This is a genomic window from Yersinia aleksiciae (assembly GCF_001047675.1).
In the GTDB taxonomy this organism is placed as follows: Bacteria; Pseudomonadota; Gammaproteobacteria; order Enterobacterales; family Enterobacteriaceae; genus Yersinia; species Yersinia aleksiciae.
On sequence record NZ_CP011975.1, the window covers coordinates 2,770,457 to 2,794,378 of the forward strand.

A 23,922-nucleotide genomic window follows, 5' to 3' on the forward strand; every position below is an offset into this window, starting at 1 on the left:
CAAGGTAACGCATGAAAGCAGCGCGCCCCGGGAAGTTAAAGCGCCAAGAAGAACAAGCCAGCTTTATCAGCTGGCGTTTTGCGTTGCTGTGCGGCTGCATTTTGTTGGCACTGGTCGGGTTGATGCTGCGCACTGCCTATCTGCAAGTGATCAACCCCGATAAGCTGGTGCGCGAGGGCGATATGCGCTCGCTGCGAGTACAAGCAGTGCCAACGGCGCGCGGCATGATAAGCGACCGCTCAGGCCGCCCATTAGCTGTCAGTGTGCCGGTTAATGCAGTTTGGGCTGATCCGAAAGAGCTCACCGAGCGTGGCGGAATTACGCTGGATACGCGCTGGAAAGCGCTGTCCGACGCACTGGAAATCCCGCTAGATCAATTGGCAACGCGAATCAATGCCAATCCAAAAGGGCGCTTTGTCTATTTGGCCCGCCAAGTTAACCCCGCCATTGGCGACTACATCCACAAGCTGAAATTACCCGGCATCTATTTGCGCCAAGAATCCCGCCGCTACTACCCAGCGGGTCAGGTAATGGCACACATTATTGGCGTAACCAATATTGATAGCCAAGGTATTGAAGGTGTAGAGAAAAGTTTTGACCGTTGGCTCACTGGGCAACCCGGCGAGCGTACGGTACGTAAAGACCGCTATGGCCGCGTCATTGAGGATATCTCCTCCGTTGATAGTCAGGCGGCACACAATCTGGTGCTGAGTGTCGATGAGCGCTTACAGGCGCTGGTGTATCGCGAACTGAACAATGCGGTGGCATTCAACAAAGCAGAATCAGGTACAGCGGTGTTGGTGGATGTGAATACCGGCGAAGTGCTGGCGATGGCGAATAGCCCATCCTACAACCCAAATAACCTGACCGGTACGCCGAAAGACGCGATGCGTAACCGGGCAATTACCGATATTTTTGAACCCGGCTCGACAGTTAAGCCAATGGTAGTGATGACGGCATTGCAGCACGGCGTAGTGAAAGAGAACAGCGTGCTGAACACCTTGCCGTACTTTGTTAACGGTCACCAGATTAAAGACGTGGCCCGTTACGCAGAGCTATCCGTGACCGGGATCTTGCAGAAGTCGAGTAACGTCGGTGTGTCTAAACTGGCGTTAGCGATGCCATCCTCAGCGTTAGTAGATACTTACTCACGGTTTGGGTTTGGGAAAGCGACCAATTTGGGGTTGGTCGGAGAAAGCAGTGGCTTATATCCTAAAAAACAACGGTGGTCTGACATAGAGAGGGCCACCTTCTCTTTCGGCTACGGGCTAATGGTAACACCGTTACAACTAGCGCGAGTCTATGCAACCATCGGCAGCATGGGGATCTATCGCCCACTGTCGATCACCAAAGTTGACCCGCCAGTGGCTGGTGAGCGCATTTTCCCTGAACCGCTGGTACGCACCGTGGTTCATATGATGGAGAGTGTGGCATTACCTGGCGGCGGGGGCACCAAAGCCGCCATCAAAGGCTACCGTATTGCCATCAAAACCGGTACCGCCAAGAAAGTGGGTCCGGATGGCAAATATATGGACCGATACCTCGCTTACACCGCTGGCGTAGCGCCCGCGAGTAACCCTCGATTTGCTCTGGTTGTGGTCATCAATGACCCGCAGGCAGGGAAATATTACGGTGGTGCGGTTTCTGCACCGGTGTTCGGTGCCATCATGGGCGGCGTATTGCGCACCATGAACATCGAGCCAGATGCGTTACCCACTGGTGATAAAAGCGAATTAGTGATTAATACAAAAGAGGGTTCAGGTGGCAGATCGTAACTTGCGCGACTTACTCGCTCCTTGGGGGCTAGACGTCCCGGAGCGTGCGCTACGGGAAATGACATTAGACAGCCGTGTTGCCGCTGCCGGGGATTTGTTTGTCGCCATTGTCGGCCACCAGACGGACGGGCGTCGCTATATCCCGCAAGCCATCGCACAAGGTGTGGCGGCAATTGTGGCCGAAGCCGATGGTGTGGCACCGGATGCCAGTGTGGCTGAAATGCATGGCGTTCCTGTTATTTATTTGCGTAATTTGAATCAGCACTTATCCACGCTGGCGGGGCAGTTTTACCATCAACCGGGCGCTGCACTACGTTTGGTCGGCGTGACCGGGACTAACGGCAAAACCACCACCACGCAACTGCTGGCGCAATGGAGTCAGGCTCTGGGCGAAACCAGTGCAGTGATGGGGACAGTGGGTAATGGCTTATTAGGGCAGGTGATCCCGACGGAAAACACCACTGGCTCTGCGGTTGATATCCAACATTTACTGCGCAACCTGGTCGATCAAGGGGCCACTTTTGCGGCCATGGAAGTCTCTTCCCACGGTTTGATTCAGAATCGCGTCGCCGCATTGCCGTTTGCCGCCGCCGTGTTCACTAACTTGAGCCGCGATCATCTGGATTACCACGGCAATATGGCGAGTTACGAGGCGGCAAAATGGTTGCTGTTCTCCACCCATCAATCCGAACACAAAATTATCAATGCTGATGACGAAGTCGGTCGCCGCTGGTTAAGCCAGTTGCCGCAAGCGGTCGCCGTCAGCATGGAAGGTCATGTTCCTGCGGGCTGGAAAGGCCCGTGGTTATCCGCCAGCCACGTGGAGTATCACGATAATGGCGCGAGTATCGCCTTTAATTCCAGCTGGGGCGAAGGTCAGATAGAGAGCCGCCTAATGGGGGCATTTAACGTCAGCAATTTGCTGGTGGCTCTGTCAACGCTGCTCTCGTTGGGCTATCCGCTAGACCAGCTTTTAGCTGCCGCCCCTCATCTGCAACCGGTTTGTGGGCGGATGGAAGTGTTTAATGCGCCGGGTAAACCCACAGTCGTGGTGGATTATGCCCACACGCCGGATGCGTTGGAAAAAGCGCTGGCAGCCGCTCGTTTACATTGTAAAGGGCAACTGTGGTGTGTGTTTGGTTGCGGTGGCGATCGTGACAAAGGTAAGCGCCCACTTATGGGCGGTATCGCGGAACAACTGGCTGATCGCGTCGTCGTCACTGACGATAACCCGCGCAGCGAAGAGCCGCAGGCGATTGTGGCCGATATCCTCAGCGGGTTACTGGATGCTGGACATGCACTGGCGATTCATGGCCGTGCGGAAGCGGTGACCAGTGCCATTATGCAGGCCAAAGAAGACGACGTTGTACTCATCGCGGGCAAAGGGCACGAAGATTATCAACTAGTTGGCAATCGCCGACTGGATTACTCCGACCGCGTCACTGTCGCGCGCTTGTTGGGGGTAGTGGCATGATTAAGGTCTCGCTGGATTTCTTGTCTGAGCTGCTTAACGCTGAGTTTATTGCTAGTGATAAAGGCGGCAATAAACTCGAGATAACCGAAGTGACCATTGATACCCGTAAGGTCACGGCAGGTTGTCTGTTTGTTGCGCTGAAAGGCGAGCGTTTTGATGGGCATGATTTCGCAGAAGATGCTGTTGCCACAGGGGCTGGTGCTCTGCTGGTAAGTAAACGCTTACTGGTGGGTGTTCCACAATTAGTGGTTAAAGACACCCGCCTAGCGCTGGGGCAGTTTGCGGCCTGGGTTCGCCAGCAAGTGCCTGCTCGCGTGGTGGCCTTAACTGGCTCATCAGGTAAAACCTCAGTCAAAGAGATGACGGCAGCGATTTTGCGCCAATGCGGCAATGTGCTGTACACCGCCGGTAACTTTAATAACGATATCGGTGTGCCGCTGACCCTACTGCGTTTGACGCCAGAATATGATTTTGCGGTTATTGAATTGGGTGCCAATCATGTGGGTGAAATTGCCTACACCTCCGATTTAAGCCGCCCAGAAAGCGCTTTGGTGAACAATTTAGCCGCCGCGCATCTGGAAGGTTTCGGCTCTCTGGCCGGTGTGGCACAAGCCAAAGGCGAGATTTTTGCGGGTTTGCCGGCTAACGGCACCGCAATCATCAATGCTGACAGCAACGATTGGCCTCACTGGCAGGAAACTCTGCATAACAAGCGAGTCTGGCGTTTTGGCCCTCAGGCAGCAGAAGATGTCGATTTTTATGCCACCGACGTGCAAATCACGCCGCAGGCAACCCACTTCACTCTGCACTCGCCATTTGGCACTGTCGCCATTGAGCTACCATTGCCGGGGCGACATAACATTGCCAATGCGCTAGCCGCAGCGGCGTTAGCCCTGTCGATTGGGGCTGACTTAGCGGCGGTGCGTCAGGGGCTGATGCAGTTACAGGCTGTACCGGGGCGCTTATTCCCCATTCAACTCGCCGCTGGCAAGTTGCTGCTGGATGACACTTACAACGCCAATGTGGGTTCCATGACCGCAGCGGCACAAGTGCTGGCAGAAATGCCGGGTTACCGTGTCATGGTGGTCGGCGACATGGGCGAGTTAGGTGAGACCGCGATTGATTGCCATCGTCAAGTCGGTGAAGCGGCGAAACAGGCGGGTATCGATAAAGTGCTGAGTGTCGGCACCTTAAGTCAGACACTCAGCGACGCCAGCGGCAACGGCGAACATTTTCAGGATAAAAGCACATTGGCAGCCCGTATAAGCGAACTGCTAGGCGAACATCCGATTATCACAGTGTTAATTAAAGGTTCACGTAGCGCCGCCATGGAAAATGTCGTGCGTGCGTTACAGGAGAAGGCATCATGTTAGTTTGGTTGGCTGAATATTTAGTGAAATTTTACTCGGGTTTTAACGTCTTTTCCTATTTGACGTTCCGAGCCATCGTCAGTCTGTTGACTGCATTAGTGATTTCATTGTGGATGGGGCCGCACCTGATTGCTTATTTGCAGAAATTGCAGATTGGTCAAGTGGTGCGTAACGATGGGCCAGAGTCACATTTCAGTAAACGCGGCACGCCGACCATGGGCGGCCTGATGATTCTGTTCTCTATTACCATTTCGGTGCTGATGTGGGCTTACCCGTCTAATCCGTATGTCTGGTGCGTGCTGTTCATTCTGGTGGGTTATGGCATCGTCGGTTTCATTGACGATTATCGCAAAGTGGTACGTAAAGATACCAAGGGCTTGATCGCCCGCTGGAAGTACTTCTGGCAGTCGATAATTGCACTGGCGGCGGCATTTGCCATGTACAGCATCGGCAAAGACACCCCAGCAACCGAGTTAGTGGTGCCGTTCTTCAAAGACATCATGCCGCAACTGGGTCTGCTCTATATCTTGCTGGCGTACTTCGTGATTGTCGGCACCAGCAATGCGGTCAACCTGACTGACGGGCTGGATGGTTTGGCAATTATGCCGACCGTTTTCGTGGCGGGCGGCTTTGCATTAGTTGCCTGGGCGACCGGTAACGTGAACTTTGCCGCCTACCTGCATATTCCTTATCTGCGCCATGCTGGTGAGCTGGTGATTGTCTGCACCGCCATTGTCGGCGCAGGTTTGGGCTTCCTGTGGTTTAACACCTATCCGGCACAGGTCTTTATGGGTGACGTCGGCTCGCTGGCATTAGGCGGCGCACTCGGCACCATCGCGGTATTGCTGCGCCAAGAGTTCTTATTAGTGATTATGGGCGGTGTGTTCGTGGTTGAAACACTGTCGGTCATCTTGCAGGTAGGGTCCTTTAAGTTACGTGGGCAGCGCATTTTCCGCATGGCGCCGATTCATCACCATTACGAACTTAAAGGCTGGCCGGAACCACGGGTGATCGTGCGCTTCTGGATTATTTCGCTGATGCTGGTGCTGATTGGCCTGGCGACGCTGAAGGTGCGGTAATTATGGTTGATTATCAGGGTAAAAAAGTCGTCATTATCGGGCTGGGGCTAACCGGCCTTTCCTGCGTTGATTTCTTTATGGCGCGTGGTGTGAAGCCCCGTGTGATGGATACCCGAATCAACCCTGCTGGACTGGACAAATTACCCGAAAGTATCGAGCGCCATGTCGGTGACCTGAATCAGCGGTGGCTGTTGGATGCCGATTTGATCGTTGCTAGCCCCGGTATTGCACTGGCACATCCCGCGTTAAGTGATGCGGCGGATGCCGGCGTTGAAATTGTCGGTGATATCGAACTGTTCTGCCGTGAGAACCAAGCCCCTGTGGTCGCGATTACGGGTTCTAACGGCAAAAGCACCGTGACCACGCTGGTTGGCGAGATGGCGAAAGCGGCGGGTTGGCAGGTTGGTGTCGGTGGCAACATCGGCGTTCCGGTTCTTACGCTGTTGAAACAAGAGAATCAATTGGTGGTGCTAGAGCTGTCCAGCTTCCAGTTGGAAACCACCTCGAGCTTGCGGGCCAATGCGGCCACCATACTGAACGTGACGGAAGATCACACTGATCGTTATCCGTTTGGTTTGCAGCAATATCGCGCCGCTAAACTGCGGGTATATGAAAACGCTAAAGTTTGTGTCGTGAATGCCGATGACGCGCTGACTATGCCTGTGCGTGGTGCCGATAGCCGCTGTATCAGCTTTGGGGTCGATGTTGGTGATTACCACCTCAATAAGCAGCAGGGCGAAATCTGGCTGCGAGTGCGGGGTGAGAAAGTGTTGAATACCCGTGAGATGAAACTCACCGGGCGTCATAACTACACCAATGCGCTGGCGGCGCTGGCGCTGGCTGATGCAGTGGGTATTCCGCGTTCATCCAGCTTGAAAGCATTGACCACATTTACCGGTCTGCCGCACCGCTTCCAACTGGTGTTTGAGCACAATGGCGTGCGTTGGATTAATGATTCGAAAGCTACCAACGTGGGCAGCACTGAAGCGGCGTTAGATGGTTTACAGGTGGATGGTACCTTGCATTTATTACTGGGCGGCGACGGTAAATCCGCTGATTTCTCTGGATTGACACGCTTTTTGCAAGGCGACCACATCAAAATTTACTGCTTTGGCCGTGATGGTGAAGAACTGGCAGAACTGCGCCCTGAAGTCTCCCAACTGACTGAGACAATGGAGCAGGCCATGGTATTGCTGTCGAAAAATCTGTCACCGGGCGACATGGTGTTGTTGTCACCTGCCTGCGCCAGTTTGGACCAATTCCGTAGCTTCGAGCAACGTGGTGATGAGTTTGCTCGTTTGGCAGAGGAGTTGGGTTGATGCGCATGCCGGGGCTGGAGCTGTTAAATAGCTTAAAGCATTTTGTGATGGGATCGCGGGAGAGCGACACCACCAGTATGGTGCTTTATGACAGAACCTTGCTGTGGCTGACATTTGGTTTGGCGATTATTGGCTTTGTGATGGTGACATCGGCCTCCATGCCGATCGGTCAACGTCTGGCCAGTGACCCCTTCCTGTTTGCTAAACGTGACGCGCTCTATCTGGCGCTGGCGTTCGGTCTGTCACTGGTGACGTTGCGCATCCCGATGGCGGTCTGGCAGCGCTACAGTAACATTATGTTATTGATTTCGCTGGTGATGCTCTTGGTGGTGTTGGTGGTGGGGAGCTCAGTTAACGGGGCATCACGCTGGATTGCACTGGGGCCGCTACGTATTCAGCCTGCCGAGTTATCCAAGCTGTCGCTATTTTGTTATCTGGCGAGCTATTTGGTACGCAAGGTTGAGGAGGTCCGCAGTAACTTTTGGGGCTTCTGTAAACCGATGGGCGTGATGGTCATTCTGGCGGTGCTACTGCTGGCACAGCCCGACTTAGGTACGGTGGTGGTGCTGTTTGTGACCACACTGGCGATGCTGTTTTTAGCTGGGGCTAAAATGTGGCAGTTTCTGGCAATTATCGGCTCCGGTGTCTTTGCGGTATGTCTGCTGATTGTTGCCGAACCCTACCGCATGCGGCGCGTCACCTCATTCTGGAACCCGTGGGCTGATCCATTCGGCAGCGGTTACCAGTTAACCCAGTCGCTGATGGCCTTTGGGCGCGGTGAGTTCTGGGGGCAGGGCTTAGGGAATTCAGTGCAGAAACTGGAGTATTTACCGGAAGCGCATACCGACTTCATTTTCTCTATTTTAGGCGAAGAACTCGGGTATTTCGGTGTGGTTCTTGCATTGTTAATGGTATTCTTCGTCGCTTTTCGTGCTATGTCCATTGGGCGTCGTGCATTAGAGATAGATCAGCGATTTTCTGGCTTTTTGGCCTGTTCGATCGGCGTCTGGTTTAGCTTTCAGGCACTGGTTAACGTTGGGGCTGCGGCTGGGATGTTGCCGACCAAAGGTTTGACACTACCTCTGATCAGTTACGGTGGTTCGAGCTTGATTATTATGTCAACCGCGATAGTGCTGTTGTTACGTATTGATTTTGAAACACGTTTGGCAAAAGCCCAAGCGTTTGTAAGGAGTGCCCGATGAGTGGGAAGACCAAGCGCTTAATGGTGATGGCCGGTGGCACTGGGGGGCATGTCTTCCCCGGTTTGGCCGTGGCACATCATCTGATGGCGCAAGGCTGGCAGGTGCGTTGGTTGGGCACCGCAGACCGAATGGAAGCGTCATTAGTCCCCCAACATGGCATTGAGATCGATTTTATCCAGATTTCTGGTTTGCGTGGCAAGGGGCTGATGGCCCAACTGACCGCACCGGTACGAATTTATCGTGCGGTACGTCAGGCGAAGAAAATCATGCGTGATTATCAGCCTGATGTGGTGTTGGGTATGGGCGGCTATGTTTCCGGCCCTGGTGGTTTGGCGGCATGGCTGTGTGGTGTCCCGGTGGTATTGCATGAGCAAAACGGCATTGCGGGTTTGACTAACCGCTGGCTGGCTCGAATCGCCAAGAAGGTTTTGCAGGCATTTCCGGGTGCATTCCCCGATGCCGATGTGGTGGGTAATCCGGTTCGCACCGACGTGTTGGCGTTGCCATTACCGGCTGAGCGTTTGGCGGGCCGTGAAGGGCCGATTCGCGTATTGGTTATCGGTGGCAGTCAGGGCGCACGGATACTGAATCAAACCATGCCGCAGGTTGCTGCGACACTGGGTGAACAAGTCACTGTTTGGCATCAGGTGGGTAAAGGTGCGCTGCCGGAAGTATTACAGGCTTACCAGCAAGCGGGGCAGGGTGATAAGCATCAGGTTGTCGAGTTTATCGATGACATGGCCGCCGCTTATGCTTGGGCTGACGTGGTGGTTTGCCGCTCAGGTGCACTAACCGTCAGTGAAGTGGCTGCCGCAGGCTTACCAGCGATTTTTGTGCCATTTCAGCATAAAGATCGGCAGCAATACTGGAATGCTTTGCCGCTGGAAAAAGCGGGGGCCGCCAAAATCATCGAGCAGCCGCAATTTACCGCACAAGCGGTTAGCAGCCTACTTGCTGACTGGGATCGCGCGACCCTATTGGCGATGGCTGAGCGGGCAAGAACCGTGGCTATCCCTGACGCGACAGAGCGTGTGGCGGCTGAAGTGGTCGCTGCCAGTAAGTGAAATAGATTGAGATAATGAATGGCTGGTAGCGAATACCGGCCATAGATGTACAACAGACAAAAAAGTGAAGAGAAACGTGAATACACAGCAACTGGCGAAACTACGTACTATCGTGCCCGAGATGCGCCGCGTCCGGCACATTCACTTTATCGGCATTGGTGGTGCCGGCATGGGTGGTATCGCTGAAGTGTTGGCAAACGAAGGTTATCAGATTAGCGGTTCCGATTTGGCACCCAACCCGGTCACTCAGCATTTGGCTTCATTGGGCGCGCAGATCTATTTCCATCACCGCCCAGAGAACGTGCTAGATGCCAGTGTGGTGGTCGTTTCAACGGCAATTTCGGCGGATAACCCCGAGATTGTCGCAGCTCGCGAGGCGCGTATTCCGGTGATCCGCCGCGCAGAAATGCTCGCTGAATTAATGCGTTATCGCCATGGGATTGCGGTTGCAGGTACCCACGGTAAAACCACCACAACAGCGATGGTTTCCAGCATCTATGCCGAAGCGGGTTTGGATCCAACGTTTGTGAATGGCGGATTGGTAAAAGCCGCGGGTACGCACGCGCGCTTGGGCTCAAGCCGCTATCTGATAGCTGAAGCGGATGAAAGCGATGCATCATTCCTGCATTTGCAACCGATGGTGGCGATTGTTACCAATATTGAAGCCGACCACATGGATACCTACCAGGGCGACTTCGAGAACTTAAAACAGACATTTATTAACTTTTTGCACAATTTGCCATTCTATGGTCGTGCCGTGATGTGTATCGATGATCCTGTGGTGCGCGAGTTGTTGCCACGTGTTGGCCGCCATATCACCACTTACGGTTTCAGTGACGATGCTGATGTGCAAATTGCCAGCTATCGGCAGGACGGCCCACAGGGGCACTTCACGCTTAAGCGCTTGGATAAGCCATTGATGACTGTGACCTTGAATGCACCGGGTCGTCACAATGCACTGAATGCGGCAGCAGCGGTTGCGGTAGCGACCGAAGAGGGCATTGAGGACGATGACATCCTGCGCGCGCTGGCAGGATTCCAGGGGACAGGTCGCCGTTTTGATTTCCTCGGCAACTTCCCACTGGCACCGGTTAATGGCAAAGAGGGCAGCGTGATGTTGGTGGATGATTATGGTCATCACCCAACGGAAGTGGATGCCACCGTTAAAGCGGCACGAGCCGGTTGGCCGGATAAACGTATCGTGATGGTGTTCCAGCCGCACCGTTATACCCGCACCCGCGACCTGTATGACGATTTTGCTAATGTGCTATCGCAAGTTGATGTTTTGCTGATGTTGGATGTGTATGCCGCAGGTGAAACGCCGATCCCTGGCGCAGATAGCCGCTCGTTATGCCGTACTATCCGCAACCGTGGCAAGTTAGACCCGATTTTGGTTTCAGACAGTGAAACCGTACCAGAAGTGTTGGCGCAAGTGCTGAATGGCGATGATCTGATTCTGGTTCAGGGCGCAGGTAATATTGGTAAAATTGCCCGTAAATTGGCTGAGCTTAAATTGCAGCCACAGATTAAAAACGAGGAACATCATGGCTGAGAAAGTTGCGGTACTGCTGGGGGGGACCTCCGCCGAACGTGAAGTGTCATTGCTATCCGGTCAGGCTGTTTTAGCGGGCCTGCGAGAAGCCGGTATCGACGCCCATGGCGTTGATACTAAAGACTTCCCGGTAACTCAGCTTAAAGAGCAGGGCTTTGATAAGGTCTTTATCGCCTTACATGGCCGTGGTGGCGAAGATGGTACCTTGCAAGGCGTTTTGGAGTTTCTGGGCCTGCCTTATACCGGTAGCGGCGTGATGGCATCCGCCCTAACCATGGATAAATTGCGCACTAAATTAGTGTGGCAAGCGCTGGGTTTACCGATTTCGCCTTATGTAGCGTTGAATCGTCAACAGTTTGAAACACTTTCGTCAGAGGAATTGGCGGCCCGTGTCGCTAAGCTTGGCCTGCCATTAATCGTGAAGCCAAGCCATGAAGGCTCCAGTGTTGGCATGAGCAAGGTGGATCACGCCAATGAGTTACAGAGTGCGCTGGTTGAGGCGTTCCGCCATGACACTGATGTGCTAATTGAGAAATGGTTGAGCGGCCCGGAATTTACCGTCGGCATCCTCGGTGATGACGTTTTACCGTCGATCCGTATTCAAGTGCCTGGCGTGTTTTATGACTATGAAGCTAAATATTTGTCCGATGAGACACAGTACTTCTGCCCAAGCGGCCTGAGCACTGAGTTGGAGCAACAATTAGCCGCATTGGCATTGCAGGCTTATCAAGCGCTGGGTTGCAGCGGTTGGGGGCGTGTTGATGTTATGCAAGACAGCGACGGCAATTTTTACTTGCTTGAAGTGAATACTTCTCCGGGTATGACTAGCCACAGTTTAGTGCCGATGGCAGCCCGCCAATATGGGTTGAGTTTCTCCCAGTTGGTGGCCCGAATTCTGACGTTGGCTGACTGAGATGTCGCAAGCTGCCCTGAATGCGCGTGAACGTGCAGCGGAAAATACCGCAGCCCGGCGCAGTAACGGAGGCCAATTGGCGGGTATGGTTTTCCTGCTGATGGTGCTTGGGACCATACTCTGGGGCGGTTGGGTAGTGGTGGGTTGGATGAAAGATGCTAGCCGATTGCCGCTGTCGAAACTGGTGGTAACGGGTGAGCGCCATTACACCACCAATGATGATATTCGCCAGGCGATTCTGGCATTGGGCGCACCGGGCACGTTTATGACGCAGGATGTGAACATCATCCAGCAACAGATTGAACGCTTGCCTTGGATTCAGCAGGCCAGTGTGCGTAAACAGTGGCCGGATGAGCTGAAAATCCATCTGGTGGAGTATGTGCCCTTTGCCCGCTGGAATGATTTGCATATGGTTGATGAGCAGGGGCGGTCATTCAGTGTTCCCTCTGAGCGAATTGGCAAACAGAAACTGCCACTACTGTATGGCCCGGAAGGCAGTGAACAGGATGTTCTGGAAGGCTACCGGGCAATGAGCAAGGTGTTAGCGGCCAACAAGTATCAGCTAAAAATGGCGGCGATGAGTGCTCGGCATTCTTGGCAGTTGGCCTTAGATAATGATGTTCGGCTGGAGCTGGGACGGGATGACCGGATGGGGCGTTTACAACGTTTCATCGAGTTATATCCGCTGTTGCAACAGCAGCCAGATAAGCGCGTCAGTTATGTAGATTTGCGGTATGAGACAGGGGCGGCAATAGGTTGGGCTCCGGTATTCATCGGCAGTCAGGGTGGTGAGCCACCAATAAATGGCCAGCAGAACAGTAATCCGCAACAGAATCAGGCACAGGCAAAACAACAATGATCAAGTCGACGGACAGAAAACTGGTAGTAGGTCTTGAGATCGGAACGGCAAAGGTCTCCGCATTGGTAGGGGAAGTTCTGCCCGATGGCATGGTCAATATTATTGGGGTCGGCAGTTGCCCGTCCCGTGGCATGGATAAGGGTGGGGTTAACGACCTTGAATCGGTAGTGAAATGCGTTCAGCGCGCTATCGATCAGGCTGAGTTAATGGCAGATTGCCAAATTTCATCTGTCTATTTGGCGTTATCGGGCAAACATATCAGCTGCCAGAATGAAATAGGGATGGTTCCTATTTCAGAAGAAGAAGTAACTCAGGAAGATGTAGAGAACGTAGTACATACCGCGAAGTCGGTACGTGTGCGTGATGAGCATCGCATCCTGCACGTTATTCCGCAGGAATATGCCATCGATTATCAGGAAGGCATCAAAAATCCTGTTGGTCTTTCTGGTGTGCGGATGCAGGCCAAAGTGCACCTGATTACCTGCCATAACGATATGGCAAAAAATATCGTCAAAGCGGTGGAACGTTGTGGCCTCAAAGTGGACCAACTGATTTTCGCCGGTTTGGCAGCCAGTTATGCCGTATTGACGGAAGATGAACGTGAGCTGGGTGTCTGTGTGGTCGACATCGGCGGTGGCACCATGGATATGGCGGTTTATACCGGTGGCGCGTTGCGGCACACCAAAGTCATCCCTTACGCCGGGAACGTGGTCACCAGCGATATAGCTTATGCCTTCGGTACACCGCCAACAGATGCGGAAGCGATTAAAGTTCGACACGGCTGTGCGCTCGGGTCGATTGTCAGCAAGGACGAAAGTGTAGAAGTGCCAAGTGTTGGCGGACGCCCTCCGCGTAGTCTGCAAAGACAGACACTCGCTGAGGTTATAGAACCACGCTACACCGAATTGCTGAATTTAGTTAATGACGAGATTTTACAATTGCAGGAGCAGCTACGTCAGCAAGGCGTGAAGCATCATCTGGCAGCCGGTATCGTGCTGACTGGCGGTGCGGCACAAATTGATGGTCTGGCTGAATGTGCACAACGGGTGTTCCATGCCCAAGTGCGCATCGGTCAACCGCTCAATATCACCGGACTGACGGATTATGCACAGGAGCCTTATTACTCCACTGCTGTTGGGTTATTGCATTACGGTAAAGAGTCTCATCTCAGTGGTGAGTCAGAAGTAGAAAAACGTGCCTCAGTGGGCAATTGGTTTAAACGTATCAATAGCTGGCTGAGAAAAGAGTTTTAATGTTTCAACAAAGAGATCAAGCTGAACATATTTTTTGATCTCGAAGCGACAGGCACAAAACGGAGAGAAACTATGTTTGAACCTATGGAACTAACCAATGACGCGGTGATTAAAGTCATCGGCGTCGGTGGTGGCGGTGGTAATGCCGTCGAACACATGGTGCGCGAGCGCATCGAAGGTGTTGAATTCTTCGCCGTTAATACAGACGCTCAGGCGCTACGTAAGACGGCTGTTGGCCAAACCATCCAGATTGGTAGCGGTATTACCAAAGGTTTGGGTGCTGGCGCGAACCCAGAAGTGGGTCGCAATTCAGCTGAAGAAGACCGTGAAGCTCTGCGTGCTGCTCTTGAAGGCGCAGACATGGTCTTTATCGCCGCAGGCATGGGCGGTGGTACAGGTACTGGTGCTGCCCCTGTTGTTGCCGAAGTGGCAAAAGAACTGGGTATTTTGACAGTGGCCGTGGTGACTAAGCCTTTCAACTTTGAAGGCAAGAAACGCATGGCGTTCGCTGAGCAGGGTATTGCTGAGTTGTCCAAACATGTCGACTCATTGATCACTATTCCGAACGATAAGTTGCTGAAAGTTCTGGGTCGTGGCATCTCTTTACTGGATGCATTCGGTGCGGCTAACGACGTATTGAAAGGCGCGGTTCAGGGTATTGCCGAGCTGATCACCCGCCCAGGCCTGATGAACGTCGACTTTGCTGACGTGCGCACAGTGATGTCCGAAATGGGTTATGCCATGATGGGCTCCGGTGTAGCTTGCGGTGAAGATCGTGCGGAAGAAGCAGCAGAAATGGCGATTTCCAGCCCGTTGTTGGAAGATATCGACCTGTCTGGTGCCCGTGGCGTGCTGGTCAACATTACTGCCGGTTTCGATTTGCGTTTGGATGAGTTCGAAACTGTGGGTAACACCATTCGTGCATTCGCGTCCGACAATGCGACTGTGGTTATCGGTACATCGTTAGACCCAGAGATGAACGATGAATTGCGTGTCACTGTGGTGGCGACCGGTATCGGCATGGACAAACGTCCTGAAATCACGCTGGTGACCAACAAACAGACTCAGCCTGTGATGGACCACCGTTACCAGCAGCATGGCATGTCTCCTTTACCTCAGGAAGTTAAACCTGCGGCTAAAGTGGTCAATGATCCAACTGCTCAAACCAATAAAGAGCCCGATTATTTGGATATTCCGGCGTTTTTGCGTAAGCAAGCCGACTAATTTCCGAAAATATTGGAATCTCCGCTCTTTGTGCTAAACTGTCCCGCCGATCTTGTTATAAGCTTGGTCGGTAGGATGGATAACATTGCGAGATAAAACGATGATCAAACAAAGGACTTTAAAACGTATTGTTCAGGCGACTGGCGTCGGTTTGCACACCGGTAAAAAAGTCACGCTGACAATGCGACCCGCGCCGGCTAATACCGGGGTCATCTATCGTCGCACTGACTTGAATCCACCGGTTGATTTCCCGGCAGATGCAAAATCCGTGCGTGATACCATGCTCTGTACTTGCTTGGTCAATGAGCATGACGTGCGTATTTCTACTGTTGAACATCTCAACGCTGCTTTGGCAGGGTTAGGGATTGATAACATTATTATTGAAGTTAACGCTCCCGAAGTGCCGATTATGGACGGTAGTGCCAGTCCATTCGTGTATTTGCTGCTAGATGCGGGTATCGAAGAGTTAAACTCTGCGAAGAAATTCCTGCGTCTGAAAGAGACAGTGCGGGTTGAAGACGGTGATAAATGGGCTGAATTGTCTCCATTTAATGGATTCCGTTTAGATTTCACCATTGATTTTAATCACCCGGCGATTGACTCAAGTACTCAACGCTACCGTCTGGATTTCTCGGCCGATTCATTCGTCCGCCAAATCAGTCGTGCGCGTACTTTTGGTTTCATGCGTGATATCGAGTATCTACAGTCCCGTGGTTTGTGCCTGGGCGGTAGTTTCGATTGTGCCATCGTGGTTGATGATTACCGCGTATTAAATGAAGATGGCCTGCGCTTCGAAGATGAGTTTGTTCGTCACAAAATGCTGGACGCGATTGGCGACCTGTTTATGTGTGGCCATAATATTATTGGCGCATTTACTGCATACAAGTCGGGTCATGCCTTAAATAACAAGTTATTGCAGGCTGTTTTAGCTAAGCAAGAAGCTTGGGAATTTGTGACGTTCCAAGACGAAGCCGAAATGCCATTGGCATTCAAAGCACCGTCTACGGTATTGGCCTACTAAGGCTATTTATCACCATCACTTTTGGTTGCGTTGGCACTCTCTCCGGCCAACGCAGCTAATCGTTCCAATATTGTCCTCAGTTTTTCAGGGCTACGGCTCGCTAATTCTCTTAATTCCTTAGCACTTTCCAAACTTAAATGACGTAATGGCGGAGATTTCCCAGGATTTTCCGACGATTTTGCGGCATCTTGCGTAATGTTATGACCCTTAGCCATTAAGGATGGATTAATCCTGATGTCGATTGAAGACAATGATGGTAGAATTTGCGCTCGTAGTGCAGAAAGTAAAGCGGGTTGCTCATAGCGTAAGCGCATTAACCAGCTGGCATTCGCGGTTTCTAGCACTAAAACACTCTGTCGATAGTTAGCGACACGGCACCACGGCTGTAATTGTGACGGGAGCAATCCTTTTACCGCACGGTTAAGTTTTAACAGTGCAGTCGCGCGTTGTTGTACGTTATGTAGCGGTCCGTTTTCTGCTGCAACCGCATCATCGAACAGAACATCTAATAATTGTGGGCGGTTTTCACGCATTGACAAGGCTCCGGCGGATTTTAAACTCGTGATCGGTATTCTAAATCGTTGGCGACAATTTGGTAGACGTTATTTCTGGCCGCATCTCTTATTGGGGATGGTCGCGGCGAGTCTTGGCGTGCCTTCAAATCTGTCTGGCGTGCCAGATCAAACCGCGATACCGAACACATCATCAAGCCAAAGTCGTCAGAATCATGGTGCGACAAACTTTAACAGTTTGGCATTGCTACATGATATGCATCGTCGCCCTTCATTCAGCGTAGACTACTGGCAACAGCATGCACTGCGCACGGTTATTCGTCACCTCTCATTTGCGCTGGCACCTCAAGCGGCTTATGCCAGAGCGCAAGAGGTCGCAGAAGTCGAACAGGTAGCGCCATCACAAATTCAGCAGCTTGCGTTGCTGGATACACTGAACGCCCTCCTGACGCACGAGTTTAAACCACCCGCTATCATTCGTTATACCGAGCAGGTTAAACGGCCTGTTCTTTCGTTACACAAACCTGGGCTTTGGCTTGCACAAGTGCAAGGCATCCGCGCCGGGCCTGCCAATTTCAGCTAATTATTCTCTTGGTCTACCCCAATTTTATGCAACCTTTGGCCGCCGGTTTGGTGGTCTTGTAAGAGATATTAAGAATCATGCTAATCAAATTATTAACCAAAGTTTTTGGCAGCCGTAACGATCGTACACTGCGTCGTATGCGCAAAGTGGTTGAGCTTATCAACCGCATGGAACCTGAAATTGAAAAACTGACCGATGCTGAATTGCGCGCCAAAACAGACGAATTCCGTGAGCGCCTGGCAAAAGGTGCAGTGCTGGAAACCTTGATTCCTGAGGCGTTTGCCGTGGTGCGCGAAGCCAGTAAACGTGTGTTTTGTATGCGCCACTTCGACGTACAGCTGCTCGGCGGTATGGTACTGAATGAGCGTTGCATCGCTGAAATGCGTACGGGTGAAGGTAAAACGCTGACCGCAACACTACCCGCTTACCTCAATGCATTGAGTGGCCGTGGTGTGCACGTGGTTACCGTCAACGACTATCTGGCCCAGCGTGACGCCGAAAATAACCGTCCATTATTCGAGTTCCTTGGCCTGAGTGTGGGCATCAACTTGCCGAATATGACGGCACCAGCCAAGCGTGCGGCTTATGCTGCGGACATCACCTACGGTACGAACAACGAATACGGTTTTGACTATCTGCGCGATAACATGGCATTCAGCCCAGAAGAGCGGGTACAGCGTAAGCTGCATTATGCGTTGGTGGATGAGGTTGACTCCATCTTGATCGATGAAGCCCGTACTCCGTTGATTATCTCTGGCCCAGCCGAAGATAGTTCCGAGATGTATATTCGGGTTAACAAACTGATTCCAAAACTGATTCGTCAGGAAAAAGAGGACTCAGAGACCTTCCAGGGTGAAGGCCACTTCTCAGTGGACGAAAAATCACGTCAGGTTCACCTGACAGAGCGTGGTTTGATTCTGATTGAGCAAATGTTGGTGGAAGCGGGCATTATGGAAGAGGGCGAGTCGCTCTATTCTCCAACTAACATCATGTTGATGCACCACGTCACGGCAGCACTGCGCGCGCATGTGCTGTTTGCCCGCGATGTTGATTACATTGTGAAAGACGGCGAAGTTATCATCGTCGACGAACACACCGGCCGTACCATGCAGGGGCGTCGCTGGTCAGATGGCCTGCATCAGGCAATTGAAGCAAAAGAAGGCGTAGAAATTCAGAACGAGAACCAGACGCTGGCTTCCATCACCTTCCAGAACTACTTCCGTTTGTACGAAAAACTGGCTGGTATGACCGGTACCGCAGATACCGAAGCATTTGAATTTAGCTCCATTTACAAGCTGGATACCATTGTTGTACCTACTAATCGTCCAATGATTCGTAAGGATTTAGCTGACTTAGTCTATATGACCGAGCAGGAAAAGATTGGCGCTATCATTGAAGATATCCGTGAGCGTACTGCGAATGGTCAGCCTGTGTTAGTCGGGACCATCTCGATTGAGAAGTCTGAAGTGGTATCCGCTGAGTTAACCAAAGCGGGTATTGAGCACAAAGTTCTGAACGCTAAATTCCACGCAATGGAAGCGGATATTGTTTCTCAAGCGGGTCAACCGGGTGCGGTCACTATCGCAACCAACATGGCCGGCCGTGGTACTGACATCGTGTTGGGGGGGAGCTGGCAGAGTGAGATTGCCGCGCTAGAAAATCCGACTGAAGATCAAATTGCTGCCATCAAAGCAGCATGGCAGATTCGCCATGATGCGGTACTGGCATCAGGTGGTTTGCACATTATTGGTACTGAGCGTCATGAATCACGCCGTATCGATAACCAGTTACGTGGCCGTGCGGGTCGTCAGGGTGATGCAGGTTCTTCACGCTTCTATCTATCAATGGAAGATGCGTTGATGCGTATTTTTGCCTCTGACCGTGTGTCTGGCATGATGCGTAAACTGGGTATGAAACCGGGCGAAGCCATTGAACATCCATGGGTCACCAAGGCTATTGCTAACGCACAGCGTAAAGTTGAAAGCCGTAACTTCGATATTCGTAAGCAATTACTGGAATATGATGATGTAGCCAGCGACCAACGTCGCGCAATCTACAGCCAGCGTAACGAGCTGCTGGATGTGTCTGATGTTAGCGAAACCATCAACAGCATCCGTGAAGATGTTTTCAAAACAGTTATCGACAGCTACATTCCAACTCAGTCACTGGAAGAGATGTGGGATGTTGAAGGACTGGAACAGCGCCTGAAAAATGATTTCGATCTTGATATGCCAATTGCAAAGTGGCTGGAAGATGAGCCGCAGCTGCATGAAGAGACATTACGTGAGCGTATTCTTCAGCAGGCGATCGAAGTTTATCACCGCAAGGAGGAAGTTGTTGGCGTTGAAATGATGCGCAACTTCGAAAAAGGCGTGATGCTGCAAACGCTTGATTCCTTATGGAAAGAGCATTTGGCTGCAATGGACTACCTGCGTCAGGGTATCCATTTACGTGGTTATGCGCAAAAAGATCCTAAGCAAGAATATAAGCGTGAATCCTTCGCTATGTTTGCCGCTATGCTGGAATCACTGAAATATGAAGTGATTAGCGTACTGAGCAAAGTGCAGGTGCGGATGCCAGAAGAGGTAGAAGCGCTGGAAGTACAACGTCGTGAAGAAGCGGAGCGTTTAGCTAAACAGCAACAGTTGAGCCATCAGTCTGACAACAGCGCATTGATGTCACAGGAAGAGATCAATGTTGCCGCCAATCTTGAGCGCAAAGTGGGTCGTAACGATCCATGCCCATGTGGTTCAGGCAAAAAATACAAACAGTGCCATGGTAGCCTACAGTAATAGTTAGGCCACGGGTCACACTGACAATAAGGGCGGCTAAATACCGCCCTTTATTTTGGCTTTTTTTTGTCGTTTTTACCTTAGGATAAGCAAATAGGGAGCGATATGAGTCCGCACCCTTAACAGGAGAAAGAGAATTGAAACATTTACAGATTGCGGTAGGGATTATTCGCAACGCCCAGCAGGAGATTTTTATTGCTCAGCGAGCCGCTGACTCCCACATGGCGGGGTTTTGGGAGTTCCCTGGTGGGAAGATTGAGCAGGGTGAAACACCGGAACTGGCTTTAAAACGCGAACTGTTGGAAGAAACAGGGATTGTGGTGCAAAAAGCCACTTTGCTCAAAGTACTGGAGCATACTTTTGCGGATCGTATCGTGACATTAACTTTCTACATAGTTGAAGCGTGGGACGGCGAACCCTTTGGCCGCGAAGGGCAACCGATGCGCTGGGTGAGACAATCTGAATTGTTGGCTGAAGAGTTTCCACCCGCTAATGCAGCAATTATCGAACTACTCACTACCCTTCGACCTTAAAGTTGCAGGGTTGTTAGCTGCGTACACTTACCCGAATCACTTACTTTAGTAAGTTCATCGGGATTCGTTCGCTGGCTGCCTAGCTGCAACTTCAATTACGTTGGGTATTGCATTGTAGTTAATATTATTGAGTTGCTCTATTTTGTGGGGTAATAGCAGGTGCTAAAATTATCAGTGCGTAGGGGGTTCTTCCTCGCTCCATTCGTCACTGTCGGATAACTCACCACTGCTGGAAATACGTTTCTCTTCGTCTGCCCACTCACCTAAGTCAATAAGTTGGCAACGCTTGCAACAGAAAGGGCGGTAAGGGCTTTGTTCACCCCAAATAACGATTTTCCCACAAGTTGGGCAGTTAACCTCGATGACTTCGGGTTCCATATTCTCTCCTAAAATCTTTCTATACCCTCCATCTTTCAAGTCGCAGGCGGATGGGCTTGCCGTCTTCCTACTTCTTGAAATCTATTGGGTATCATTATAACTAAATTAGCAGCAGGCTAATTCAAAGGATAAACGGGCTGGCACAGTACCATTTTCACTGTCGAGTGGTAAGAAGCGAATGGCATATCGTGTTTTATGGCCAGAAATTTGCGGGTATAGCTGTGGCTCCAGTGGCAGACGCAATCTGAGCAGATCTGCGCCCTCAGCGTTATCTTGGAAGAAGCCATTCAAGCTGATTTGTGGGCGTAATGGACCAGACTGGCGGATTAAATCTAAAATGATGGTCAGCGACTGATTGAGTGGGACTAAGCTTGCCAGTAATTTACCAATATGCTGATTGCGCTGTTCCTGTGGCTGATGCAGCCAAGTGTGTAACGTCGGTAAATCAAAACTACAGCAACCGCCGGGAATACTCAGCCGCTGGCGAACCACACTGATTAAGCGGTCCTCTTTTAATGACTGCCCAATTCGTGGTGCTGACATCAATACTGATGCTCGGTTTTTTAGCTGACTGCGCAGGGTATCCACTAACGACATATCAACGCCGGGCATATCCGTCCATTGTTGTAACTTCTGTTGTTGGCGCTCAAGCTCTTTTAGCAAATCAGTGCGTACTTCACCGCGCTCAAGAACATCAATTAAATCAGATGCAGTACGGAAGAAGGTTAATGCACTGGCGATGTTATCTAATGAACACTGGCTTTCTAATTGTTGTAGTAAAAACTCCATTCTCAGCCAGGTACGCATTTTTTCATTGAGCGGATGTTCAAATAGTATTGTTGAGGTGAGGTCACTCATCGATGTAGATCCTGTTGGGCCGCTGCCGCTAATTTTAAGTACTGCTGGTGTAATGAGGCAACTTGCGGGGCGATAATTAATGGATCGCCGCTATTGTCAATAATGTCATCAGCACAGGCCAGCCGCTGCTGTCGCGAAACCTGTGATGCTAAAATATGTTCTGCCTGTAGGCGGGTAATGCCATCTCTCGCCATCGTTCTCGCGAGTTGTATTTCAGGTGCAACATCTACCACTAACACACGATTGGCACGCTGGTGTAAACCATTTTCAATCAGCAGGGGGACAACCCAGAGTACGTATGGCTTATCTATCTCTGCAAGTTGGCGCTGAGTTTCTTGCTGGATAAGTGGATGCAATAATGAATTTAACCATGCTTTTTCCTGCGGCTCACTGAAAATCTTTTCGCGTAACGCAGCACGATCCAATGTGCCATCAGTTTGCAAAATAGTTTCGCCATAGTGGGAAGCAATAGCGGCTAACGCTGGCATTCCCGGCTCAACGACTTGGCGGGCAATGATATCAGCATCAATAAGGGGCACACCCAAATTGGCGAATGTATTTGCCACGGTACTTTTGCCGCTGCCAATTCCGCCAGTGAGGGCCACAATATAGGTCATTGCCTAACCTTGCATGCTGTTAGTGAGTGGCCGAATTGTATCTGAAAGCAGGTGGTAAGGCATAGCAGGGAGTGCATTCTGTTTGAACTGCGTGGAAAAATACGTGAAGTAGTTATATTGACGGACGTGTGGCCGCGACTCTTCAGGTAATTTGTGGGATTGTAGCGTAAATAAAGGTGAATTCGCAGTCTTGCCGAAGAATTATTCATGCGTATGATAGCTTCACTGGGATGGCGTGATTTACGCCCGATCAATTTTGCGATCTATCGCCACTAACCAGGAAATAATGAGCCATGCGTATTGAAGAAGGTTTGAAGTTAGGTTTCAAAGATGTGTTAATCCGCCCTAAACGTTCAACACTGAAAAGCCGCTCTGAAGTGGAACTGGAGCGTCAGTTTACCTTCAAACACTCAGGTTGGAATTGGTCCGGTGTACCTATCATCGCCGCTAATATGGATACCGTTGGCACCTTCCGCATGGCTGAGGTCTTGGCCTCATTCGATGTCCTTACTGCGGTTCATAAGCACTACACTGTTGAGCAGTGGGGCGAGTTTGTGAAGCGTGTTCCTGAGTCAGTGTTGCGCCATGTTATGGTCTCAACGGGCACCTCTTCTGCTGATTTCGACAAAATGAAACAAATTTTGGCGTTATCACCTGCTTTAAAATTCATCTGTATTGATGTGGCTAACGGCTACTCAGAGCATTTTGTCGCCTTCCTGCAAAGAGCCCGTGAAGCTTGCCCGGATAAAGTGATCTGCGCAGGAAATGTGGTCACTGGCGAGATGGTTGAAGAGCTGATCCTTTCTGGTGCTGACATTGTTAAAGTTGGCATTGGACCTGGCTCAGTATGTACTACACGAGTGAAAACTGGGGTTGGCTATCCACAGCTATCTGCTGTTATCGAGTGTGCTGATGCGGCACATGGTCTGGGGGGACAGATTGTCAGTGATGGCGGCTGTTCAGTACCGGGTGATGTGGCTAAAGCGTTCGGCGGTGGTGCTGACTTTGTGATGTTGGGTGGTATGCTGGCTGGCCATGATGAGTGTGAAGGCCGTGTTGTTGAAGAGAATGGCGAGAAATTCATGCTGTTCTACGGTATGAGCTCTGAATCTGCGATGAAACGCCATGTAGGCGGTGTTGCTGAGTATCGTGCAGCAGAAGGTAAAACGGTGAAGTTGCCATTACGTGGTTCCGTCGATAACACGGTTCGTGACATTATGGGCGGCTTACGTTCAGCGTGCACTTACGTCGGTGCTTCACACTTAAAAGAGCTGACCAAACGCACCACGTTTATCCGTGTCGCAGAGCAAGAAAACCGCGTATTTGGCAGCAATTAATCCCTAGTTTCCGGTGATGATTATTTTCTGGATGCAGTGGTCAATGAATACCTGAAGTTTATTCATTGATATGGCAAGGGCGCAATTAACAAAGCGCCCTTTGTCATTATGTTTCCTCCCGTCATCACGCTATCACGTCACTACGTCACTACGTCACTACGTCACTACGTCACTACGTCACCACGCACGATAGCTTTCCTCTAACGC

Annotated in this window: 21 protein-coding genes; 17 read left to right on the plus strand and 4 right to left on the minus strand. The window is 51.3% G+C overall.

Annotated elements, in window-relative coordinates:
- Nucleotides 1-11 precede the first annotated feature (11 nt).
- The 13 genes from ACZ76_RS12445 to lpxC all read left to right on the plus strand — a co-directional run bounded on the left by ACZ76_RS12445 (nt 12) and on the right by lpxC (nt 16,105).
- Complete coding sequence (locus ACZ76_RS12445) at nt 12-1,775, plus strand: peptidoglycan glycosyltransferase FtsI (RefSeq protein ID WP_004875565.1); 1,764 nt, start codon at nt 12-14, stop codon at nt 1,773-1,775.
- Nucleotides 1,762-3,249, plus strand: a complete 1,488-nt coding sequence (gene murE / locus ACZ76_RS12450; RefSeq protein ID WP_048619204.1) for a UDP-N-acetylmuramoyl-L-alanyl-D-glutamate--2,6-diaminopimelate ligase — start codon at nt 1,762-1,764, stop codon at nt 3,247-3,249. Before ACZ76_RS12445 ends, murE begins: the two co-directional genes overlap by 14 nt.
- Complete coding sequence (murF, locus tag ACZ76_RS12455; protein ID WP_048619205.1) at nt 3,246-4,622, plus strand: UDP-N-acetylmuramoyl-tripeptide--D-alanyl-D-alanine ligase; 1,377 nt, start codon at nt 3,246-3,248, stop codon at nt 4,620-4,622. Before murE ends, murF begins: the two co-directional genes overlap by 4 nt.
- The gene (gene mraY / locus ACZ76_RS12460; protein WP_032814707.1) at nt 4,616-5,698 is read left to right on the plus strand and encodes a phospho-N-acetylmuramoyl-pentapeptide-transferase; all 1,083 of its coding nucleotides are present in this window, start codon (nt 4,616-4,618) and stop codon (nt 5,696-5,698) included. Before murF ends, mraY begins: the two co-directional genes overlap by 7 nt.
- Before the next feature lie 2 nt (nt 5,699-5,700).
- Nucleotides 5,701-7,017, plus strand: a complete 1,317-nt coding sequence (gene murD, locus ACZ76_RS12465) for a UDP-N-acetylmuramoyl-L-alanine--D-glutamate ligase (RefSeq protein ID WP_048619206.1) — start codon at nt 5,701-5,703, stop codon at nt 7,015-7,017.
- Nucleotides 7,017-8,219, plus strand: coding sequence for a cell division protein FtsW (gene ftsW, locus ACZ76_RS12470; RefSeq protein ID WP_048619207.1), 1,203 nt, complete (start codon nt 7,017-7,019; stop codon nt 8,217-8,219). Before murD ends, ftsW begins: the two co-directional genes overlap by 1 nt.
- Nucleotides 8,216-9,283, plus strand: a complete 1,068-nt coding sequence (gene murG, locus ACZ76_RS12475; protein WP_048619208.1) for an undecaprenyldiphospho-muramoylpentapeptide beta-N-acetylglucosaminyltransferase — start codon at nt 8,216-8,218, stop codon at nt 9,281-9,283. The genes ftsW and murG overlap by 4 nt, the downstream gene beginning before the upstream one ends.
- 76 nt (nt 9,284-9,359) lie before the next feature.
- Nucleotides 9,360-10,835 carry a UDP-N-acetylmuramate--L-alanine ligase gene (gene murC / locus ACZ76_RS12480; protein ID WP_048619209.1) on the plus strand — a complete coding sequence of 492 codons (1,476 nt, stop codon included), beginning with the start codon at nt 9,360-9,362 and terminating at the stop codon, nt 10,833-10,835.
- Nucleotides 10,828-11,748 (plus strand): D-alanine--D-alanine ligase, encoded by a 921-nt coding sequence (locus tag ACZ76_RS12485; protein WP_048619210.1) that lies wholly within the window; start codon nt 10,828-10,830, stop codon nt 11,746-11,748. The genes murC and ACZ76_RS12485 overlap by 8 nt, the downstream gene beginning before the upstream one ends.
- A gap of 1 nt (nt 11,749) precedes the next feature.
- Nucleotides 11,750-12,607, plus strand: a complete 858-nt coding sequence (gene ftsQ / locus ACZ76_RS12490; protein WP_048619211.1) for a cell division protein FtsQ — start codon at nt 11,750-11,752, stop codon at nt 12,605-12,607.
- Nucleotides 12,604-13,860 (plus strand): cell division protein FtsA, encoded by a 1,257-nt coding sequence (ftsA, locus tag ACZ76_RS12495; RefSeq protein WP_002210431.1) that lies wholly within the window; start codon nt 12,604-12,606, stop codon nt 13,858-13,860. Before ftsQ ends, ftsA begins: the two co-directional genes overlap by 4 nt.
- A gap of 72 nt (nt 13,861-13,932) precedes the next feature.
- Nucleotides 13,933-15,084 carry a cell division protein FtsZ gene (gene ftsZ, locus ACZ76_RS12500; protein WP_004389003.1) on the plus strand — a complete coding sequence of 384 codons (1,152 nt, stop codon included), beginning with the start codon at nt 13,933-13,935 and terminating at the stop codon, nt 15,082-15,084.
- Nucleotides 15,085-15,184: 100 nt separating this feature from the next.
- The gene (gene lpxC / locus ACZ76_RS12505) at nt 15,185-16,105 is read left to right on the plus strand and encodes a UDP-3-O-acyl-N-acetylglucosamine deacetylase (protein WP_004389005.1); all 921 of its coding nucleotides are present in this window, start codon (nt 15,185-15,187) and stop codon (nt 16,103-16,105) included.
- A gap of 2 nt (nt 16,106-16,107) precedes the next feature.
- Here lpxC and ACZ76_RS12510 read toward each other — a convergent pair whose 3' ends face one another.
- Entirely contained in the window at nt 16,108-16,638 is a 531-nt protein-coding gene (locus ACZ76_RS12510; RefSeq protein WP_048619212.1) for a DUF721 domain-containing protein, read from the minus strand.
- 28 nt (nt 16,639-16,666) lie between these two features.
- Between ACZ76_RS12510 and secM the strand changes: the two genes are divergently transcribed.
- The 3 genes from secM to mutT all read left to right on the plus strand — a co-directional run bounded on the left by secM (nt 16,667) and on the right by mutT (nt 20,525).
- Nucleotides 16,667-17,200 carry a secA translation cis-regulator SecM gene (gene secM, locus ACZ76_RS12515; protein WP_048619213.1) on the plus strand — a complete coding sequence of 178 codons (534 nt, stop codon included), beginning with the start codon at nt 16,667-16,669 and terminating at the stop codon, nt 17,198-17,200.
- A 77-nt stretch (nt 17,201-17,277) separates the two neighbouring features.
- Complete coding sequence (gene secA / locus ACZ76_RS12520) at nt 17,278-19,992, plus strand: preprotein translocase subunit SecA (RefSeq protein ID WP_048619214.1); 2,715 nt, start codon at nt 17,278-17,280, stop codon at nt 19,990-19,992.
- A gap of 137 nt (nt 19,993-20,129) precedes the next feature.
- Entirely contained in the window at nt 20,130-20,525 is a 396-nt protein-coding gene (gene mutT, locus ACZ76_RS12525) for an 8-oxo-dGTP diphosphatase MutT (RefSeq protein WP_048619215.1), read from the plus strand.
- A 171-nt stretch (nt 20,526-20,696) separates the two neighbouring features.
- Here mutT and yacG read toward each other — a convergent pair whose 3' ends face one another.
- From yacG to coaE, 3 genes are all read right to left on the minus strand, one after another.
- Complete coding sequence (yacG, locus tag ACZ76_RS12530) at nt 20,697-20,903, minus strand: DNA gyrase inhibitor YacG (RefSeq protein WP_048619216.1); 207 nt, start codon at nt 20,901-20,903, stop codon at nt 20,697-20,699.
- Nucleotides 20,904-21,008: 105 nt separating this feature from the next.
- Nucleotides 21,009-21,761, minus strand: a complete 753-nt coding sequence (zapD, locus tag ACZ76_RS12535) for a cell division protein ZapD (RefSeq protein ID WP_048619217.1) — start codon at nt 21,759-21,761, stop codon at nt 21,009-21,011.
- A complete protein-coding gene (coaE, locus tag ACZ76_RS12540) occupies nt 21,758-22,378 on the minus strand; it encodes a dephospho-CoA kinase (protein WP_048619218.1) in 621 nt (206 codons plus the stop codon). Before coaE ends, zapD begins: the two co-directional genes overlap by 4 nt.
- A gap of 293 nt (nt 22,379-22,671) precedes the next feature.
- Between coaE and ACZ76_RS12545 the strand changes: the two genes are divergently transcribed.
- Complete coding sequence (locus ACZ76_RS12545) at nt 22,672-23,715, plus strand: GMP reductase (protein WP_004875550.1); 1,044 nt, start codon at nt 22,672-22,674, stop codon at nt 23,713-23,715.
- Nucleotides 23,716-23,922 lie beyond the last annotated feature (207 nt).

Coding starts and splice junctions, on each gene's coding strand:
- ACZ76_RS12445 (WP_004875565.1), top strand. CDS start 12: ATGAAAGCAGCGCGCCCCGGGAAGTTAAAGCGCCAAGAAGAACAAGCC.
- murF (WP_048619205.1), top strand. CDS start 3,246: ATGATTAAGGTCTCGCTGGATTTCTTGTCTGAGCTGCTTAACGCTGAG.
- mraY (WP_032814707.1), top strand. CDS start 4,616: ATGTTAGTTTGGTTGGCTGAATATTTAGTGAAATTTTACTCGGGTTTT.
- murD (WP_048619206.1), top strand. CDS start 5,701: ATGGTTGATTATCAGGGTAAAAAAGTCGTCATTATCGGGCTGGGGCTA.
- ftsW (WP_048619207.1), top strand. CDS start 7,017: ATGCGCATGCCGGGGCTGGAGCTGTTAAATAGCTTAAAGCATTTTGTG.
- murG (WP_048619208.1), top strand. CDS start 8,216: ATGAGTGGGAAGACCAAGCGCTTAATGGTGATGGCCGGTGGCACTGGG.
- ACZ76_RS12485 (WP_048619210.1), top strand. CDS start 10,828: ATGGCTGAGAAAGTTGCGGTACTGCTGGGGGGGACCTCCGCCGAACGT.
- ftsQ (WP_048619211.1), top strand. CDS start 11,750: ATGTCGCAAGCTGCCCTGAATGCGCGTGAACGTGCAGCGGAAAATACC.
- ftsA (WP_002210431.1), top strand. CDS start 12,604: ATGATCAAGTCGACGGACAGAAAACTGGTAGTAGGTCTTGAGATCGGA.
- ftsZ (WP_004389003.1), top strand. CDS start 13,933: ATGTTTGAACCTATGGAACTAACCAATGACGCGGTGATTAAAGTCATC.
- lpxC (WP_004389005.1), top strand. CDS start 15,185: ATGATCAAACAAAGGACTTTAAAACGTATTGTTCAGGCGACTGGCGTC.
- ACZ76_RS12510 (WP_048619212.1), bottom strand. CDS start 16,638: ATGCGTGAAAACCGCCCACAATTATTAGATGTTCTGTTCGATGATGCG.
- secA (WP_048619214.1), top strand. CDS start 17,278: ATGCTAATCAAATTATTAACCAAAGTTTTTGGCAGCCGTAACGATCGT.
- yacG (WP_048619216.1), bottom strand. CDS start 20,903: ATGGAACCCGAAGTCATCGAGGTTAACTGCCCAACTTGTGGGAAAATC.
- zapD (WP_048619217.1), bottom strand. CDS start 21,761: ATGAGTGACCTCACCTCAACAATACTATTTGAACATCCGCTCAATGAA.
- coaE (WP_048619218.1), bottom strand. CDS start 22,378: ATGACCTATATTGTGGCCCTCACTGGCGGAATTGGCAGCGGCAAAAGT.
- ACZ76_RS12545 (WP_004875550.1), top strand. CDS start 22,672: ATGCGTATTGAAGAAGGTTTGAAGTTAGGTTTCAAAGATGTGTTAATC.